The sequence below is a fragment of the Paraburkholderia sp. BGA-UO-ETr-F21 genome (assembly GCF_059567925.1).
Map to the genome: position 1 here is coordinate 25,423 of NZ_JCAQOY010000008.1, position 16,814 is coordinate 42,236.

Annotated in this window: 17 protein-coding genes; 10 read left to right on the plus strand and 7 right to left on the minus strand. The window is 58.5% G+C overall.

Annotation, left to right across the window (positions count from 1 at the left end; translation table 11 throughout):
• Positions 1 to 271: 271 nt before the first annotated feature.
• From AC57B1_RS06950 to AC57B1_RS06960, 3 genes are read right to left on the minus strand one after another with little or no spacing between them, the layout of a single operon-like run.
• Positions 272 to 601 (minus strand): c-type cytochrome, encoded by a 330-nt coding sequence (locus AC57B1_RS06950; RefSeq protein ID WP_496417059.1) that lies wholly within the window; start codon positions 599 to 601, stop codon positions 272 to 274.
• A gap of 58 nt (positions 602 to 659) precedes the next feature.
• The gene (locus AC57B1_RS06955; RefSeq protein ID WP_496417060.1) at positions 660 to 3,137 is read right to left on the minus strand and encodes an arsenate reductase (azurin) large subunit; all 2,478 of its coding nucleotides are present in this window, start codon (positions 3,135 to 3,137) and stop codon (positions 660 to 662) included.
• 13 nt (positions 3,138 to 3,150) lie between these two features.
• Positions 3,151 to 3,684 (minus strand): arsenate reductase (azurin) small subunit, encoded by a 534-nt coding sequence (locus AC57B1_RS06960; protein WP_496417061.1) that lies wholly within the window; start codon positions 3,682 to 3,684, stop codon positions 3,151 to 3,153.
• Between the two features lie 126 nt (positions 3,685 to 3,810).
• On the opposite strand from AC57B1_RS06960, the gene AC57B1_RS06965 reads away from it, so the two are divergent.
• Genes AC57B1_RS06965 through AC57B1_RS06975 form a run of 3 tightly spaced genes read left to right on the plus strand, consistent with a single transcriptional unit; the run spans position 3,811 to position 7,556 of the window.
• Complete coding sequence (locus tag AC57B1_RS06965) at positions 3,811 to 4,737, plus strand: substrate-binding domain-containing protein (protein WP_496417062.1); 927 nt, start codon at positions 3,811 to 3,813, stop codon at positions 4,735 to 4,737.
• A gap of 7 nt (positions 4,738 to 4,744) precedes the next feature.
• Positions 4,745 to 6,217: a HAMP domain-containing sensor histidine kinase gene (locus tag AC57B1_RS06970; RefSeq protein WP_496417063.1), complete on the plus strand. Its 1,473-nt coding sequence runs from the start codon at positions 4,745 to 4,747 to the stop codon at positions 6,215 to 6,217.
• Positions 6,210 to 7,556: a sigma-54-dependent transcriptional regulator gene (locus AC57B1_RS06975; RefSeq protein ID WP_496417064.1), complete on the plus strand. Its 1,347-nt coding sequence runs from the start codon at positions 6,210 to 6,212 to the stop codon at positions 7,554 to 7,556. Before AC57B1_RS06970 ends, AC57B1_RS06975 begins: the two co-directional genes overlap by 8 nt.
• Before the next feature lie 130 nt (positions 7,557 to 7,686).
• Here AC57B1_RS06975 and AC57B1_RS06980 read toward each other — a convergent pair whose 3' ends face one another.
• Together AC57B1_RS06980 and AC57B1_RS06985 are read right to left on the minus strand one after the other, a co-directional pair.
• Positions 7,687 to 8,970, minus strand: a complete 1,284-nt coding sequence (locus tag AC57B1_RS06980) for an arsenic transporter (protein WP_496417065.1) — start codon at positions 8,968 to 8,970, stop codon at positions 7,687 to 7,689.
• 157 nt (positions 8,971 to 9,127) lie between these two features.
• Positions 9,128 to 9,643, minus strand: coding sequence for an arsenate reductase ArsC (locus tag AC57B1_RS06985; RefSeq protein WP_496417066.1), 516 nt, complete (start codon positions 9,641 to 9,643; stop codon positions 9,128 to 9,130).
• A 248-nt stretch (positions 9,644 to 9,891) separates the two neighbouring features.
• On the opposite strand from AC57B1_RS06985, the gene pstS reads away from it, so the two are divergent.
• The 7 genes from pstS to AC57B1_RS07020 all read left to right on the plus strand — a co-directional run bounded on the left by pstS (position 9,892) and on the right by AC57B1_RS07020 (position 15,875).
• A complete protein-coding gene (gene pstS / locus AC57B1_RS06990) occupies positions 9,892 to 10,911 on the plus strand; it encodes a phosphate ABC transporter substrate-binding protein PstS (protein WP_496417067.1) in 1,020 nt (339 codons plus the stop codon).
• Between the two features lie 60 nt (positions 10,912 to 10,971).
• Positions 10,972 to 12,006: a phosphate ABC transporter permease subunit PstC gene (gene pstC / locus AC57B1_RS06995; RefSeq protein ID WP_496417068.1), complete on the plus strand. Its 1,035-nt coding sequence runs from the start codon at positions 10,972 to 10,974 to the stop codon at positions 12,004 to 12,006.
• A complete protein-coding gene (pstA, locus tag AC57B1_RS07000) occupies positions 12,006 to 12,866 on the plus strand; it encodes a phosphate ABC transporter permease PstA (protein WP_201142204.1) in 861 nt (286 codons plus the stop codon). The genes pstC and pstA overlap by 1 nt, the downstream gene beginning before the upstream one ends.
• Complete coding sequence (gene pstB, locus AC57B1_RS07005) at positions 12,853 to 13,641, plus strand: phosphate ABC transporter ATP-binding protein PstB (RefSeq protein ID WP_496417069.1); 789 nt, start codon at positions 12,853 to 12,855, stop codon at positions 13,639 to 13,641. The genes pstA and pstB overlap by 14 nt, the downstream gene beginning before the upstream one ends.
• A 9-nt stretch (positions 13,642 to 13,650) precedes the next feature.
• Positions 13,651 to 14,364 (plus strand): phosphate signaling complex protein PhoU, encoded by a 714-nt coding sequence (gene phoU / locus AC57B1_RS07010; protein ID WP_496417070.1) that lies wholly within the window; start codon positions 13,651 to 13,653, stop codon positions 14,362 to 14,364.
• A 12-nt stretch (positions 14,365 to 14,376) separates the two neighbouring features.
• The gene (gene phoB, locus AC57B1_RS07015; protein WP_496417071.1) at positions 14,377 to 15,105 is read left to right on the plus strand and encodes a phosphate regulon transcriptional regulator PhoB; all 729 of its coding nucleotides are present in this window, start codon (positions 14,377 to 14,379) and stop codon (positions 15,103 to 15,105) included.
• A 443-nt stretch (positions 15,106 to 15,548) separates the two neighbouring features.
• Positions 15,549 to 15,875, plus strand: coding sequence for an ArsR/SmtB family transcription factor (locus AC57B1_RS07020; RefSeq protein ID WP_165190121.1), 327 nt, complete (start codon positions 15,549 to 15,551; stop codon positions 15,873 to 15,875).
• Between the two features lie 119 nt (positions 15,876 to 15,994).
• Here the strand turns inward: AC57B1_RS07020 and AC57B1_RS07025 are convergent, their stop codons facing one another.
• Together AC57B1_RS07025 and AC57B1_RS07030 are read right to left on the minus strand one after the other, a co-directional pair.
• Entirely contained in the window at positions 15,995 to 16,468 is a 474-nt protein-coding gene (locus AC57B1_RS07025; RefSeq protein ID WP_496417072.1) for an ArsI/CadI family heavy metal resistance metalloenzyme, read from the minus strand.
• Positions 16,469 to 16,807 carry an ArsR/SmtB family transcription factor gene (locus AC57B1_RS07030; RefSeq protein WP_496417073.1) on the minus strand — a complete coding sequence of 113 codons (339 nt, stop codon included), beginning with the start codon at positions 16,805 to 16,807 and terminating at the stop codon, positions 16,469 to 16,471. It abuts the gene before it with no gap.
• Positions 16,808 to 16,814 lie beyond the last annotated feature (7 nt).

Genomic DNA, 16,814 nt, shown 5'->3' on the forward strand with positions numbered 1-16,814 from the left:
CTCTCTCATCGCAGCAAGTCGGGCCGAAAGCAATGTTCCAACTTTAGTTGAATTTCTCGAAAAGTTCCAAATTTAGGTCAACCCGGATCGACACAAACTTGACACCAGGAGCCCGGCCATTCCTTAAGTGGCATAGGTTTGCCGTGCGTCAGGGGGTTCCATGTTTAGTTCGATTGACACCAATACACTTCGTATCGCGACAGGCAGACGCGTTGTCACGTGAATGGGAATGACCCGCCGTGTTGTCAACGACATAATCGCTCTTCACGCATTATTGTTTCGGGGCGCCGGCTAGCACCCACGTCAGCACCACCTTCAGGTCAGCGTCGCTGATACCCGGATTGGGTGGCATCGGAACCGCGCCCCACACGCCCGAACCACCGCCCTTAACCTTCTTCATGAGGGTGGCCATGGCCGCAGCATCTCCTTTGTATTTTTCCCCGACATCGTGATAAGCGGGACCAACGACCTTGTGGTCGACGGCGTGACAACTGAAGCACATATTCTTGCTGGCAATTCCCTGCGCCTTTGCGGCATCGATATCGGCAGAAGCGTGGGTGGCGGCAAACATCGTTAGGCTGGCGATAAACAGTCGATTCATTTTCAAGTCCTATGCATATAAAAGAGACCGCGAGTTGTTGTCTCGCGGTCAATGGAAATCAGGCGAAGCGCCGGCTCTTGAAGCTCACGGTTCGCTTGTAGTCGTCCATGCTGCCAACGCGGCGAAGGTTCGCCCACGTACCTTTGTAGTAAGGAATGATGTTGCGGTCGGTCCAGTCGGTAGTCACGTCGCCCTGGATGCCATTGACGTAACCAAACATCATGAAGGTCTGGTTCGGTTTGATTTCTTTTGCCGGATAGGCCATCGCGTAGGTCGAGCCGAAATCGTTGAACACTTCCACAATGTCACCAGCCGCGAGATTCAGTTCCTTCGCGTCCTCAGGATTTACCTCGATGTATGCCATCGGGTAGCGTGCACGTATGAACTCGTTGTACTGGTCGTGATAAGCCGTTTGCCAGACCTCGTTGTTCCGCCCGTTGTTAATCCAGAAACGGAACTTGTCCTTCTGCTGGGCGACCGTTTTCGGCAAGCCGTTCCACGGCGCGGGCTTGAACTGCGCCTTACCGTCCGGCGTATCAAACTTCGAATCGGTGTAAAGCATCTCGGTACCCATCAGTTTTCCACCGGTGTATGACTGGACGGGAAGTTGCACCCCATTGTTACCGGCGGCCCGGAGCCGCTCGTAGCTGACGAGATTGCCTGTTGGACCACCCTGGCTATCAATCTTCGCGACGCCTGGCTGGCCAACCTGCCGGAAGCCATCATTGAACGCGTCTTCCTCGGTCTTCCATTCAAATCCATTGAAGCGGGCTGCCATGGTGGCGTTGCCATCGGCCAGATACATTGCCTTCAGCGAGTTTGCGATGCGTGCGGCAATGAGTGAGTCCGGCATCGCGCTCCCCGGCGCATCCATGAACTTCTGGGACAGCCGCATGCGGCGCTCACCGTTCATCGACGTGAGATTTGATTCGCCTGGGTGCGCCGCGGGAAGCATGAGATGGGCCGCCTCGGCGAGCTTCGTCGGGTACAGATTCACCGATGCTACGAACAGGCCACCTTTACTGGTCGCGTCGAAAATGACGTCGACCAGTTGGGCGTCTGTTGCCCCTTTCGCTTTCTGCATGGCCTCCTTGACGATCTGCGACCGGCGCAACACCGCTTCGCGAAGCGCCTCTGCGTTGTTGCTCGTCTGGAAGTTATTGCTGCCCCACCAGGTCATCATTCGGCCTTTTCCGTGGATGAGCTGCTGGTCAATATAGATTTTTGAGTCACCCGGATAGGGCGGGCGCGTGTAGCCCTCCTGATGACCGCCCATGCGAACAACACCAGTGCCCCGGCGACCAACGTTATGCGTCGCGAGGACGAGGTCAACCAGCGACGATTGAATCAGGTAGTTGTCATTGCCCCAGATGATGCCTTTCTCGTACGCATGCATCGTCCGCGGCATTTGGCCGGACGCCTTCGGCTTGTATGCCCATTCTGCGGCGGTCCGCAGTTTTTCAACAGGAATGCCCGTCGCCTTGCTTGCATCTTCCAGCGACATCCTGTTGGTCTTCACGGCATCATCAAAGCCGTTCGTGTGCTGGTTAATGAAGTCACGGTCAATCCACCCCTGTTCGACGACATAGGTGAAGAGGCCGTTGAACAAAGCGACGTCGGTGCCAGGCAGGATGTCGAGATGCAGCACGTTGCCGACACCGGCAACCTGCTCGGCGATGGCTATCGTGGGCGTGCGCCGCGGGTCCACAAAGATAATCCGCGCCGCGGGTGTGGCCTCGCCGGCAAACCGCTGTTTCTTCTTCTCCGCGGTGCCACCCTGCAGGTTGGGCACCCAGTGATTCAGGAAATAGTTGGTCTGAGTTTCATAGGCATTGTTGCCGACAGCCATGATGAGGTCGGCCAGCTCGGCGTCCTCGTAGGAGTTGTTCAACTCGCCGATACCCATCTCGCGCGTGGCATGGCACTCCGAGTTGTACGCAGGACGGTTGTGAATGCGGACCATCGGCGTCTGCAGTGCGGTGAACATCAGCTTTCCAGTGGCCCATGTGTTTTCGAAGCCACCACCGGCACCACCGTGGTCAAATGCCGAGAAGACGATACCGCTCGGACCATCCTTATCGAGGGTGCGTTTGAGCAGGCCAGCGTAGATGGCCATCGCATGGTCCCAGTCGGTATCGACCCACTGGTCGCCGGCATAGAGACGGGGATTTTTCAGCCGTTCACGCGTGAGACCGTCGGCGTTGTACATGTAGCTCGCCATCTTGCCACCGCGCGTCGAACTGAGGCCGCTGTTCACGACACACTCGCGGTCGGGAACGATCATGATACGGTGCCGGCTTCCGTCGCGGTCTGTCACGACGTTTGTCATTGCCGGCGTCAACGTCACCGCCAGTGGCGGGAGCTGTTTGTTGTAGTCGAGCCCGAGCGCGTTCTGGGAAGGTGCACGCCCGCCTTCCACGTTCTCTGGCCACTTGAACACGTTGTATCCGCAACCGACGATGCAGAAATGGCACGTCATGTTCGTGCGCTGTGCGTTTGCCGGCGGCAACGTGATGCGGTCGCTCTGGTTGTCCATGTCGCTCCCCTGGTTAGAGTACGTTGGCCTGACGGCCATACAGCATGCCGTCGATGCCTGTCGCCGATATCCGCCCCGTCTTCTCGTCGTAGCTCAACCGGATGCGCGGCAGATTCTCGGTGGCCTGTCCGGCAATCATCTGGCCAGACTTCTCCGCGTCAAACATGCTGTAGTGGCAACCGCACTTGAACGTGTTCGTCCCCGGGTCGAACGCAACGGGACATCCCATGTGCGTGCACATCATGCTGTACGCAACGATGTCCTGGTTGGGTCCGACGCCGCCCGGCGCTGCTACACCAAGCTTTACGGCGACGCACGGAGAGGCGGCGTCCGGATAGCTAAAAACCATGGGCTGGCCCTCGATCATCTGACTGGCGCTGGCTACGGACTTCGGTACGTACGGCAGCAATGTGTGACTTGTTTGCGGCGCGGCGGCTGGCGCTGTTGTCGCGGCGCAGGCAGGCTTGACTATCACCGCAGCTGTCGCTGCCATGCTCGTGCTGCTCACCTTAAGAAAGGTGCGCCGACTAAGTGTTTCTTTGGACATGCCTGCTCCTTGATACCCATATGGGCAACCGTTACTATTTGATGACAAGGGCAAGCTCTATGCCAAAACGACCAGAACGCCATCTGGCGCGGCAATCGACGATTCGACGTCGCTAGAGACATCGGAATGAGTTTCGCACCGGTAACGGCCGGAGGGGACGGGGTTATGTCAGGGTTACCGTTCAGTAACGGGAGACGCAAGGTGCTCTGCGCCGCCAGCGCCGGGCTGGTCGCGGCGTGGAGACCTGCGCGTGCTATTAATGCTGCATCGCGGCAAAAGATTTTGTTTGGAACCACAGCGGTTTTCCTCGATAACCAGGTGCGCCTGCTGGGCAAGTGGCGCGCGCGTCTCGAAGAGCAATTGGGCATGGAGGTTCATTTCGTCCAGCGAGGCAGCTATGGTGAAATCACCGAGATGCTGCTTGCCGACCAGTTAGACGTCGCATGGGTGTGCGGCTACCCATACGTCACGCACGCCGACCGGATGAAGCTGCTTGTCGTGCCGCAATACCAGGGCAAGCCTCTATACCGGTCCTACTTGCTGGTCCCTGCTTCGGATACATCTACGACGAATATCGTGTCGCTCGGAGACCGGGTTTTCGCATACAGCGACCCACAGTCGAACTCGGGTTACCTGGTGCCTCGCACCGAACTCATCAGGGATGGCATTGATCCCCGGCGCTTCTTCAGCAAGGCCTTCTTCACGTTCGCTCATCGGAAGGTCGTAGAGGCCGTCAGTTCCGGGCTTGCATCCGCCGGCGAAATCGACGGCTACGTATTTGACACGCTCGCCAAACAGGTACCGGATGCCGTGACTGGAGTACGGGTGGCGTGGAAGTCACCGCTCTATGGGTTTCCTCCTATCGTTGCACGGCGAAGCCTCAGCGTTGACACGTTCGCGCCGTTGCAGGCGGCACTGCTTGGCATGACAGAAGACACGGTGGGACGCGACCTGCTGAATCGCCTGAACCTCGACCGGTTTGTTATCGGCCCAGATGCGATTTTTGACGACATCCGCAATCTGGTCAAGCTGTCCGACACCATGCCTGTGTGAGACGACCATGCTGGAGAATGTCAGCTACCGATACAAGATTCCAGCAGCGCTGACGTTGGCCATCGTGCTCACTGAGGTCGCCGTCACGGCGGTGCTGATTTCTTTCATGCTTTCAGACGCGCGCCGCAATGTGGAAAGCGGTGCCCGCAACCTTGCCAATGTCACGGCACTCTCGGTCCGGGACTCAATCGTACGCGATGACCTGTTTCATGTATTCGAGGTCCTTCGTGCGCCTGTCGCCGCGAAGGAGCCTGCCAACCCCTTAAAAGAGCTGATTGTCTTCGACGCGAACGGACGCGTGTATGCAGCGACCGACCCAAAGTATTACGCGACCCTGACGGACGCGACCCGCTTGGGCCACGCCATCAGTCATGCGATCAGCTCCGTGAAGGCGCAGCCACGCAATTTCTATTTCAGCTTTCCGAGCCTGCTGGGAGCGGACGACATAGTCGCTTCGCAAGCGGTGACAGCCGAAGACGGGAGCCCACTCGGCTACGTCGCCATCACATACGCCCCCCAAAAACTTCGCGACAGCGTAAATACGCTCGTTAAGCGCATGGTCCTGATCAACCTCACGAGCCTGCTTGTGCTTTTGCCCATCGGCTGGTGGTGGGGCAATCGAATGGCCAATCCGTTGCATACGCTCAGCAATGCGATGGCACGGGTACACAAGGAAGACCCCGAGACGCTCAAACAGGAGGTCTCGGCCCAAGGCAGTGATGAAATCGGCCGTTTGTCCGCGAGCTTCCGTGAAATGCTGGACGACCTGGCGCAAAAACAGCAACTGGAGCGCGACATGGTTGTGTCCGAGCGGCTTGCTGCGGTGGGGCGGGTGGCCGCGGGCATCGTGCACGAAATCAATAATCCGCTTGGCGGCATGATTAACGCAGTTGACACGCTCGTCACGCACGGCAGCCCGGATGGGTTGACCACCCGTACGCTGGCTTTGCTCAAACGCGGACTTGCGCAGATTCGAGCAACGGTCGGCGCGCTGCTCTTTGAGGCACGACTTGATTCGCCAGCAATGCGTGCGGCCGATTGGGATGACCTCAATATCCTTATCCAACCACAACTGGCGTCAAAGCAGATTGCCCTCGAGTGGTCGATGCCTGCAAAAGATGTCCCACTTCCGTCGCATCTCGTTCGCCAGCTCGTACTGAATCTGCTCCTGAACGCCATCAAGGCGGCCGAAACGGGGGGCAGCGTCCGGTGTCTCGCCGCAATGGTTCCTTCCGCATTGAGAGTGACGGTATGGAACTCAGGGGAGCACATACCAGCTGACGTGGTCGGTCAGTTATTTGAGCCTTACTGGCCGAGCCAGAAAGCGCATGGCCTCATGCGAAGTTACGGGCTTGGACTCTGGGTGAGCTATCAGATTGCCACGCAGCTCGGGGGGACAATCGCGGTCAGCAGCGTCCCCGGCGAAACGACATTCGAAGCCGTACTACCAATCAAAGATGTGGAGACCTATCATGAGTGAATCATTGATATGCCTGGTCGAAGACGACCCTATCATGGGTGAATCCATGGTGGAGCGCTTCCGGCTTGAGGGGTTCGGAGTCGACTGGCACACCGGCGCGGCTGCGGCGTTCGAAGCGATTCTCCGTAAGAGCTATGCAGTCGTTGTGAGCGACGTGCGCTTATCGGACTTTCCTGGCGACGAGCTGTACACACGACTGAGCTCAACGACGGCGAAAGTTCCCCCATTCATGCTCGTGACCGCGTACGCTTCGCTTGATAAGGCCGTCTCGATGCTGAAGGCAGGTGTGGCCGACTATGTGACGAAGCCCTTCGACATCGCGGAACTGATACAGAAAATCCGCGTGCTCTCGATGTCAGACATTCCCCAAGAGGCAGTGCCTGCGCATAGCGCGCTCGGCGTTTCCATGGCGATGCGAAAGCTTGCAGACGTGGTTCCAAAAATCGCAAGACGCGCATCCTCAATCCTCATCAATGGCGAGTCCGGTTCAGGCAAGGAAGTGCTTGCAAGATATATCCACGATGTCGCTGCCTGTGGGCAGGCTGAGCCATTCATTGCCGTGAATTGCGGTGCAGTGCCCGAGACCCTGATGGAGTCAGAGTTCTTCGGGTACGAGCGGGGCGCATTCACTGGCGCAGATCGACAGAAAAAGGGTTTCTTTGAACTCGCCCACGCCGGCACTCTGTTTCTCGACGAGATCGGTGAACTGCCGCTTGCAATGCAGGTAAAGCTGCTGCGCGTCCTTCAGGAAAAGCGTGTTCGCCGTGTAGGCGCTGAACGGGACCTGGAATGCAACTTCCGCCTAGTGTGCGCAACGCACAGGGACCTGCAGCAGCTAGTTTCAGGAGGGCAGTTCCGGGAAGACCTGTTCTATCGGTTGAACGTCGTCACGCTGCGAGTGCCGCCTTTGCGTGAGCGCAGCGATGACGTCTTGTGGATTGCACGCCGATTTCTGTCTTCGTATGCTGAAGCGAACGACGAACCCGTGAAGGCGCTTCACCCGGCCGCCGAGGCGGCGCTCGTCGCGTTCGGCTGGCCCGGGAACGTGCGGGAACTGCGCAACCGCCTGGAAAGGGCGTGTCTGATGTCGGCGGGCAGGCTCCTGATGCCGGCCGATGTCTTCAGCGACCACGCCGCTTACGGGGATGTCGAGCCAACGGGCACCCCGACCCTGTCTGCCTACATGGACAGGTGTGAGACACTGTATATCAACAACGCGCTAGTTCAGCACCACGGGCGGATCGCAGAAACGGCATTCGCGCTCGGCATCTCGCGGAAAAGCTTATGGGAACGCATGCGGCGTCATCGGATTGCCGGGCAGGAATCATCGAACCCATGAAACAAAGCGACCGTCGTTGGGGAATACGGTCGCCTGGTTTTGCTTAATCGGACAGTACTCGAGGTACTAATCCGGCATAACGCGCCGCTTGTCCCCCAGCGCTCGCAGCACCAACCGGCGGTCTTCTCTATCAGCCCTGCAGTCGCACAGCAAGCGCAGCCAGCGTGACAACCAGGATTGGAAGCGTTAGCACGATACCTGTCCTGAAGTAGTAACCCCATGTGATGGTTACGTTCTTGCGGGCAAGCACGTGCAACCAGAGCAAGGTCGCAAGAGAGCCGATGGGCGTGATCTTCGGGCCGAGGTCGCTCCCAATCACGTTGGCGAACACCATCGCCTCCCTGACGATTCCACTGGCGTTGCTTGCATCGATAGACAACGCGCCAACAAGCACGGTCGGCATGTTGTTCATGACCGACGACAGAAAGGCCGTAAGAAGTCCGGTGCCAAGCGCTGCCGCCCAGACACCGTGAGATGCCAGGTAGTTAAGGATCTGAGCGACATAGCCTGTGAGACCCTGGTTACGCAATCCGTACACAACGAGATACATGCCAAGCGAAAAGATGACGACTTGCCACGGGGCTTCCTTCAGTACTTTCCTTGTGGAAATAATGTGACCCCGTCCTGCGACAACGAGCAAGACAACGGCTCCGACTGCAGCGACCGCGCTGATCGGGACGCCGACGCGGTCGAGACCGAAAAAGCCAACGAGCAGCAGCGCCAGAACCCACCAGCCTGCCTTGAAAGTGGAGACGTCCCGGATGGCCTCGGCGGGCTGCTTCAACTCTGCCACGTTATACACTGCTGGGACGTCGCGGCGGAAGTAGAACAGCAACATGGCGAGGGTCATCGCGACCGCGACGATGTCGACCGGAATCATGACGCTTGCATACTCCGCAAACCCAATCTTGAAGAAGTCGGCCGACACGATGTTGACGAGGTTTGAAACGACTAGCGGCAAGCTTGCCGTATCTGCGATGAATCCTGCCGCCATGACGAACGCGAGAGTCGTGGCCGGACTGAATCGAAGTGCGAGCAGCATTGCCATGACGATGGGCGTCAGGATGAGGGCTGCACCGTCATTTGCGAACAACGCCGCGACAGCTGCGCCAAGCAGAACCAGAAACGCGAACAGCTTGCGGCCACTACCGTTCCCCCACCGTGCGACATGCAAGGCGGCCCACTCAAAGAACCCCGCCTCGTCAAGCAGCAAGCTGATGATAATTACGGCGATAAATGTCAGCGTCGCGTTCCAGACAATGTGCCAGACGACAGGGATATCCGCAATGTGAATCACGCCGGCGAGAAGCGCTACGACTGCTCCAGCAGTGGCGCTCCAGCCGATGCCGAGTTTCCTAGGCTGCCAGATGACAAAGACGAGGGTGACGATGAAAATGAGTACTGCTGTGAGCATTAATGGCTTCCTTTAAATGCGCGAATGGCTGCCCTGATAGGCAGCCAGCAGCATCGACGCGAACGCGTGTTGAAACATAAGCTTTATGGCGCCCGCGGGAGGCGCGTCCGGGGCGGTTTGTGCCGGCCAGCCACCCGATGGCTGACCGTTACCTCTATTACTGGCCTTGTTCGCGGAGCGACGTGCCGATGTTCTGCATTTGCTGCTGGACGGCCAGGCGGTCGAGCTTTTCGAGCGGAAGATTCGTGAAAAGCTCGATGCGCTTCTTCATCTGCACGAAGGCCTGCAAAAATGCCTTCCGCTTGTCCTCGTCAGAACCTTCGACTTTCGACGGATCTGCAACACCCCAATGCGCCTTCGCGGGGTGGCCCGGCCAGATCGGGCAGACCTCGCCCGCTGCATCGTCGCAGACGGTGAAGATGAAGTCCATCTGCGGCGCGCCGTCCTCGGCAAACTCGTCCCAGCTCTTGCTACGCAGCGCTTTCGTGTGAATGCCCTGTGAGTTAAGCAGGGCGATCGCATAAGGGTTTGGGACCGTTCCAGGATGGCTACCTGCGCTATAGCCGACGAAGCGGTCGCCAGCGAGCTGATTGAGTGCCGCCTCAGCAAGGATAGAGCGCGCGGAATTGTGCGTGCAGAGGAACAGGACGTTGTATTTGCGGTGCTCGGTCACGAGGTTCTCCAGCCTGTTTCAGGCAGCGAAATATTATATCGATATCTCTAATATAATGGAAATGTAGATTGGCGGCAAGCTGCCTCGCCCACATGATGCCTCAGCAGCCACATGACAACTCGCGCGTCACGTAAATTTCATAAAGGGAATCCTTGTCACCAGAATGTCACGAACTATACTTAGCATCCCGACAGTCGTAACGTATCTAGTTTTATAGAAATAATGTTTACCTTCTGAGGATGACCAAGATGAACAAGCGGTTCGTGCAACGTCTGGCGGGTGCTGTAGCGGTGGCAACCTTCGCGGTCGCCGCCCAGGCAGTGGAAATCACCGGCGCCGGTTCCACCTTTGTGTACCCGATTCTCTCGAAGTGGTCTTCCGACTACAACCAGTCTTCGGGCACCAAGGTCAATTATCAGTCCATCGGCTCAGGCGGAGGTATCGCGCAAATCAAGGCCGCGACGGTCGACTTCGGCGCGACTGATATGCCGATGTCCATCGAGGACCTGAAGGCGAAGGAGATGGGGCAGTTTCCCTCCGTCATTGGCGGTGTCGTTCCAGTCGTAAATATCGAAGGTGTGGCCCCCGGTAAGATTCGATTTACGGGTCCGGTCCTCGCCGACATCTATCTTGGCAAAATCAGGAAGTGGGACGACCCGGCCATCACGAAAATCAATCCGGGTCTGAAATTGCCGGACGCAATCATCACGGTGGTGCATCGCTCGGACGGCTCGGGCACCACATTCAACTGGGTCAACTATCTGTCGAAGGTCAGCCCGGAGTGGAAGAGCAAGGTCGGTGAAGGCACTTCCGTTGCGTGGCCTACGGGTGTTGGTGGCAAGGGCAACGAAGGCGTCGCAGCTTATGTGAATCGGCTGAAGAACTCCATCGGCTATGTCGAATACGCCTATGTGCTGCAGAACAAGATGACCTACGGTTCCGTGCAGAACAAGGCCGGCAACTTCGTCGAGCCGAATGCGAAATCGTTCCAGGCCGCAGCAGCCACCGCAGACTGGAGCAAGGCGCAGGACTTTGACCTCGTGATGACCGACGCGGCCGGTCCGGACGCCTATCCGGTGACCGCGACGACATTCATCGTCATGTACAAGCAGCCGAAGAACGCCGCGCAATCGAAGGCGACCATTGACTTCTTCCGCTGGGCGCTCGAGAAGGGCCAGCAGCAGGCACAGTCTCTCGACTACGTTCCGTTGCCGGAGCCGTTGGTCAAGCAAATCGAGACGTACTGGTCGACCAACTTCAAGTTCTGACGGTCCCCGCCCACGGTGGCGCGGGGCCGATGGCGCCCGCCACCAGTAGAGGAAATGCTAATGCCTATTACTGCTGAAGAAGTGGCCAAAGGGTTAGAGGGCGAGCGCCGAAAAGGCACTGTCCTCGGAACCGAGCTGACGTTTCGGGCCCGCAAGCGGCGCTGGTTACCCGACGCAGCAGCGGACCGCATGTTCTGGTTTGCGGCCTTTAGCGCAGCGATATTCGTCCTGGTCCTCCTGTCTGGGGTCGCGCTCTCGATGCTTTGGGGTGGTCGGCTCGCGTTCCAGACCTTCGGCTGGCGCTTTCTCGTCAGCACCGATTGGGATGCCGTGGCCCACAAATTCGGCGCGTTGATCCCAATCTACGGCACGCTGGTGAGTTCGCTCCTGGCGTTGCTCATCGCGGTCCCCATCAGCTTCGGCATTGCGATGTTTCTCACGGAAATCGCACCGCGCTGGATGAAGGGATCTGTCAGCACAGCAATCGAGCTGCTCGCTGCGATTCCCAGCATTATCTACGGTATGTGGGGCCTGTTCGTGTTCGCCCCGGTGCTCGCCGACCATGTTGAGCCCTGGCTCATCAACACGTTTGGCAACGTGTGGCTGATTGGCCGGCTGTTCTCGGGCGCGCCCATCGGTCTCGGCCTGCTGCCGGCCGGCCTGATTCTCGGCATCATGATTATCCCTTTCATCACCGCTGTGATGCGCGACGTCTTTTCCGCGACGCCACAGATGCTCAAAGAATCTGCTTTCGCGCTCGGGGCAACGCGGTGGGAAGTGATTCGAAAGGTCGTTCTTCCGTACACGCGCTCAGCGGTCATTGGGGCCATTTTTCTGGGTCTCGGTCGAGCGTTGGGCGAAACGATGGCGGTGACTTTCGTGCTGGGCAACGCCCACGACCTGAGCGTTTCGCTGATGGACCCCAGCAACTCCATCGCGGCGACCCTCGCCAATGAGTTCACCGAAGCCGATTCGCCCATCTACCTGTCGTCGCTCATCGCGCTGGGTTTCGTCCTCTTTGTGGTCACGTTCATTGTCCTGGCATTGGCAAAGATATTGCTGCTGCGCCTGAACAGCATGGAAGGAGCGAAGTGATGGACACAACCTTCGACATGAAGAAATTCCGGCGGCGGCGTATGACGAACAACGTTGTCTTCGTCCTGTCGGTCCTGTCGACGCTTTTTGGCTTGTTCTGGCTGTTCTGGATTCTCGCGACTACGGTGATAAACGGCTTCGCGGCGCTAGGGCCGAGCCTTTTCACGCAGATGACACCGCCACCAGGTCAACAAGGGGGGCTTCTGAACGCGCTGTACGGTAGCTTCCTGATGATAGGTATCGCATCTCTCATCGGCGTACCGCTCGGATTGATGGCAGGAATCTATCTGGCCGAGTACGCACGCCGTACGCGCCTTGGTGCAGTCGTGCGCTTCGTCAACGACATCCTTCTGAGCGCACCGTCGATTGTCATCGGCCTGTTCACCTACGAGCTCATCGTGCGTCAGATCGGCCACTTCTCAGGCTGGGCTGGAGCGGTGGCACTTGCCATCATCATGTTGCCGGTCGTCATCCGGACCACCGATGAGATGCTCCAGCTGATTCCGGACAGCATGCGTGAGGCCGCACTGTCGCTCGGCATCCCACGCTGGAAAATCAGTTCTCGCATTCTGCTGAAAGCTGCGAGCGCCGGCATCGTGACTGGCGCGTTGCTCGCCGTCGCCCGCATCAGCGGGGAAACCGCGCCGTTGCTCTTTACCGCACTGAACAACCAGTACTGGTCAACGACGCCGAACGGTCCGCTCGCCAATATTCCGGTCGTTATCTTCCAGTATGCGATGAGCCCATACGAGGCGTGGCACACGCTGGCGTGGGCCGGCGCATTCCTGATGACTGTCTTTGTCCTGGCGCTGGCCATCCTGTCCCGCACCTTCTTCAATCGCGCTCATGCCTCCCGTTAAGATGCCAACCGCCCGGACGACCAAAGCGCGCATCTCTGTGCGCGGACTGAATTTTCACTACGGCCGACGTCAGGCGCTGTACGACGTCAACGTCGATTTCCCGGACCGGGAAGTGACCGCCATCATCGGCTCGTCAGGTTGCGGCAAGTCGACACTGCTGCGGGTTCTGAACCGGATGTACTCTATTTATCCAGAGCAGAAAGCGACTGGCGAAGTCGAGATGGATGGAAAAAACATCCTCGACCCACAATTCAAGCTCAACGAGTTGAGGCTGATGGTCGGGATGGTTTTTCAGAAGCCGACGCCATTCACGATGTCGATTTACGACAACGTCGCGTTGGCTATCACTCACCACGAGGCATTGACGCGCAGCGAACTCGAAGAGCGCGTCGAATTTGCGCTACGGCAGGCTGCCTTGTGGGATGAGGTAAAGGACAAGCTGGACCAGAGCGCGCTAGCCCTGTCTGGTGGACAACAGCAGCGTCTTTGTATTGCCCGTGCGCTAGCCATCGACCCGGAAGTGCTGCTGCTGGACGAACCGACTTCCGCGCTGGACCCGATAGCAACCGGCAAGATTGAAGACCTGCTGCATGCGCTGCGAAAACACTACACGGTCGTCATCGTCACTCACAACATGCAGCAGGCGGCCCGCGTCTCGGAGCATACTGCGTTCATGCATCTGGGGAAGCTCATTGAGTTCGGCTCCACCGAGCAGATTTTCTCGAAGCCGACCCAGAAAGCGACTGAGGACTACATCACCGGCCGCTTCGGCTAGGGAGTGAAAATGCCCGATAAGCACCTCTCCAGCCAGTTCGACGCTGACCTCAATCTGGTATCCAGACGGCTGCTCGAGATGGGCGGTCTCGTGGAACAACAGATTGCCCGTGCGATGCAGGCGCTGGACACCTTCGACCTTGATATTGTTGAGCAGGTTATCGCCGACGAGCATCGGTTAAACACGATGGAAGTCCAGATAGACGAGGAGTTGAGCAACATCATCGCTCGTCGCCAGCCTGCCGCCAAAGACCTCCGGTTGCTGATGGCCGCCTCGAAGACCATCACTAATCTCGAGCGCGCGGGCGACGAAGCGCGAAAGATAGCGAAACGTACGCGACGCATTGCAGAAGACGGCGCGGCGCGAACAATCAACATCGCAGAAATCAAGCTGTCGGGTGAAATGGCGACGCACATCCTGCGTCGGTCGCTGGACGCATTCGCAAGGCTTGATACCGTCGCCGCAGCTCAGATTGTTCGCGACGACCAGGCCATCGACGAGCAGTTTCGCGGGTTTGTTCGCAAGCTTGTGACGTACATGATGGAAGACCCCCGGCGCATCTCCGTTGGGCTCGACTATCTATTCGTCGCCAAGGCCATCGAGCGTATTGGCGACCATGCGACGAACATCGCTGAATTCATTATTTATGTCGTCAAAGGTACGGACGTGCGCCACCTGCCACACGAAGAACTCGAGCGCCGTGCGCTGGATACCAAGGACTAACGGGCAGCCATTATGCAAATCAGCGTGCTGATAGTCGAAGACGAACCCGCCATCATCGAGTTGCTTGCTGCCAACCTGAAGCATGCCGGCATGCACCCGCTGCCAGCTCGAGACGTCACGGTCGCGAGCGCGTTGATAGCGGAAGTTCTGCCCGACCTGATTGTGCTGGACTGGATGCTGCCCGGCATGTCTGGGCTCCAGTTCATGCGTCTGCTTCGCGCTGACTTCAGGACTCGCGACGTGCCGGTCATCATGCTGACGGCCCGGGATGAAGAGCAGGACCGAGTGGATGGCCTCGAAGCCGGCGCTGACGACTATCTTGCCAAACCGTTCTCGCCCAAAGAGCTTGTCGCCCGTATCAAGGCGGTCCTGCGCCGGCGAGCCCCACAGTTGACGGACGACGCGGTCACTATCGGCAGCCTCACCCTGGACCCGGCGACGCGGCGGTTGTTCGTGAAGGACGACGATGCGGAACTTCTTGTGCATCTTGGGCCGACCGAGTTCAAACTACTTCACTTTTTCATGACGCATCCCGAGCGTGTACACAGCCGTACGCTGGTTCTTGATCAGGTGTGGGGCGACCATGTGTTCATCGAGGAACGAACTATCGACGTGCACATCAAGCGACTACGGGCGGCACTGAAGCCGGTCGGCTACGACGCCATCATCGAAACCGTTCGCGGTAGTGGTTACAGGCTGTCTCGAGAGCCGCAGCCGCGACGAATGGAAAAGGCTGCGTAACGCCGGCCGATTTTGCTCGTCAACGAATGCGATGCACATCCAGGCGAAAGCGCCGCTACGTTCATGAAATTCTCCAGTCATCGCGTTAGAACTGTTGGTGGCCATCGGCACGGTCATCACAGACCGTCTGCGGCGGCGGTGCCGGGCACACAAAAAACGCACTTTCTACTCTGGGGGCCGGTTCGATTTCTCCTGGGCATGGTACAGATGGCGTTCGCCCTAATAGCCATCGCGGAACTCCTGCTCCATGGACTCTCGCCAACTGCTCTCGGTTGTGCTGCGGTGTCGAGCATTGCAACGTTGCTCAGTCGCCTGCTGTACCGTGGCCGCGGCGGACGTGACGGTCGCAAATTGTGATGGCGATCGATGCCGGGCATCGTTGTCGCGCCGCTGTCATCTCAATAGGTTTAGAATCGTCGGCTAATCTCGACGACCTGTGCACCATGAAGGAAAAAGACGCAATCAAAGCCCTGTCAGCGCTGGCCCAGCCGACGCGTTTGGGTATATTCCGCCTGCTAGTGACGGCCGGACCCGACGGATTGAGCGTCGGCGTTATTCAGGAGCAACTGGACCTTGCGAGCGCCACGCTGTCCTTTCACCTCAAGGAACTGACCCACGCGGGTCTCGTGTCGTCCCGGCAGGAAGGCCGATTCGTTTACTACGCAGCGGAGATAGACCATATGAATGGCCTGGTCGACTTCCTGACGGAGAACTGCTGCCAGGGTGTTGAGACGGCGGACTGCAAACCCCGCAAAAAGGTGAAGTGTTAGGTTGAGCTCAAAGCGCCGCGCAGTCGCGGTCGGTGAAAACCTGGATGTGCGCCAGAAGGATTCCAGTTGCAACGGCCGCCTCGTGACCTTGGGCGGCCGTTTGCTTTTGTGGCCGCGAATCAGCAGCAGCCGACTTTTTTCTCAATCACAGCTGGAATCGAGGTAACCGGGGCACAGCAGGCCCCGCCCGCTTCAGGGGCCGCCGAGTCCCGGCTATCCGCTCCGAACATCGGGATGCCGCCGAGCGTGTGGTACGTCTCCCAAGGTACACCGGCCGGGTCCTGCGTCCAGTATTTGTTCGAGCTTGCGTAGCAGCACTGCGCGCCAGGCTGGTCCTGTATCGCGACGCTGCCGGCGACGACCTGCTCGCGGAGAGCTGTCAGCTCCTCGTCGCTATCGACCTGAAAACCAAGGTGATTGACACCTGCTTCACCGCCACGCGCCGAAATGGCGAAGTTCACGCGCGGGTCTTCCAGCATCCACTTCGCGTAATCGTCCTTGAGCACGGTGGGCTGCGCGCCGAACATGCTGCTGTAAAAACGCACGCTTTCGTCGAGTGTCGGGACAATAACGTGCACATGAAATCGCTTCATTTACGCCTCCGTTTCGTTGGTCGCGCAGCCGCATTGCTCTGCTTGCTCCGCCGCGCAGCAGTTTTCCATCAGGAAATCCATTAACGTCTGCATGTGGTCATTGCTGGCGCAGTAGATTATGAACCTGCCCTGACTCTTGCCCTCAATGAGCTCCGCGTGTGCAAGCTCCTTGAGGTGGAATGACAGCGTCGGCGCAGGGAGGCCCAGCTTTTCGGCAATGGCACCCGGACTCATACCCGAACGTCCAGCGGTGACCAGAAGGCGGAATACCGCGAGACGGGTCTCGTGCGCGAGCGCTGCCAGCGCCTTGACTGCAAGCTTCGAATCCAGGGTTGCCATCACAGTC

What these genes read in the sequence shown, in the direction of transcription:
- phoB (WP_496417071.1), top strand. Translation starts at nt 14,377, where the DNA reads ATGCAAATCAGCGTGCTGATAGTCGAAGACGAACCCGCCATCATCGAG.
- AC57B1_RS07030 (WP_496417073.1), bottom strand. Translation starts at nt 16,807, where the DNA reads ATGGCAACCCTGGATTCGAAGCTTGCAGTCAAGGCGCTGGCAGCGCTC.
- AC57B1_RS07025 (WP_496417072.1), bottom strand. Translation starts at nt 16,468, where the DNA reads ATGAAGCGATTTCATGTGCACGTTATTGTCCCGACACTCGACGAAAGC.
- pstB (WP_496417069.1), top strand. Translation starts at nt 12,853, where the DNA reads ATGCCTCCCGTTAAGATGCCAACCGCCCGGACGACCAAAGCGCGCATC.
- AC57B1_RS06960 (WP_496417061.1), bottom strand. Translation starts at nt 3,684, where the DNA reads ATGTCCAAAGAAACACTTAGTCGGCGCACCTTTCTTAAGGTGAGCAGC.
- AC57B1_RS06975 (WP_496417064.1), top strand. Translation starts at nt 6,210, where the DNA reads ATGAGTGAATCATTGATATGCCTGGTCGAAGACGACCCTATCATGGGT.
- AC57B1_RS06955 (WP_496417060.1), bottom strand. Translation starts at nt 3,137, where the DNA reads ATGGACAACCAGAGCGACCGCATCACGTTGCCGCCGGCAAACGCACAG.
- AC57B1_RS06980 (WP_496417065.1), bottom strand. Translation starts at nt 8,970, where the DNA reads ATGCTCACAGCAGTACTCATTTTCATCGTCACCCTCGTCTTTGTCATC.
- AC57B1_RS06965 (WP_496417062.1), top strand. Translation starts at nt 3,811, where the DNA reads ATGAGTTTCGCACCGGTAACGGCCGGAGGGGACGGGGTTATGTCAGGG.
- phoU (WP_496417070.1), top strand. Translation starts at nt 13,651, where the DNA reads ATGCCCGATAAGCACCTCTCCAGCCAGTTCGACGCTGACCTCAATCTG.
- AC57B1_RS06970 (WP_496417063.1), top strand. Translation starts at nt 4,745, where the DNA reads ATGCTGGAGAATGTCAGCTACCGATACAAGATTCCAGCAGCGCTGACG.
- AC57B1_RS07020 (WP_165190121.1), top strand. Translation starts at nt 15,549, where the DNA reads ATGAAGGAAAAAGACGCAATCAAAGCCCTGTCAGCGCTGGCCCAGCCG.
- pstA (WP_201142204.1), top strand. Translation starts at nt 12,006, where the DNA reads ATGGACACAACCTTCGACATGAAGAAATTCCGGCGGCGGCGTATGACG.
- pstC (WP_496417068.1), top strand. Translation starts at nt 10,972, where the DNA reads ATGCCTATTACTGCTGAAGAAGTGGCCAAAGGGTTAGAGGGCGAGCGC.
- AC57B1_RS06950 (WP_496417059.1), bottom strand. Translation starts at nt 601, where the DNA reads ATGAATCGACTGTTTATCGCCAGCCTAACGATGTTTGCCGCCACCCAC.
- pstS (WP_496417067.1), top strand. Translation starts at nt 9,892, where the DNA reads ATGAACAAGCGGTTCGTGCAACGTCTGGCGGGTGCTGTAGCGGTGGCA.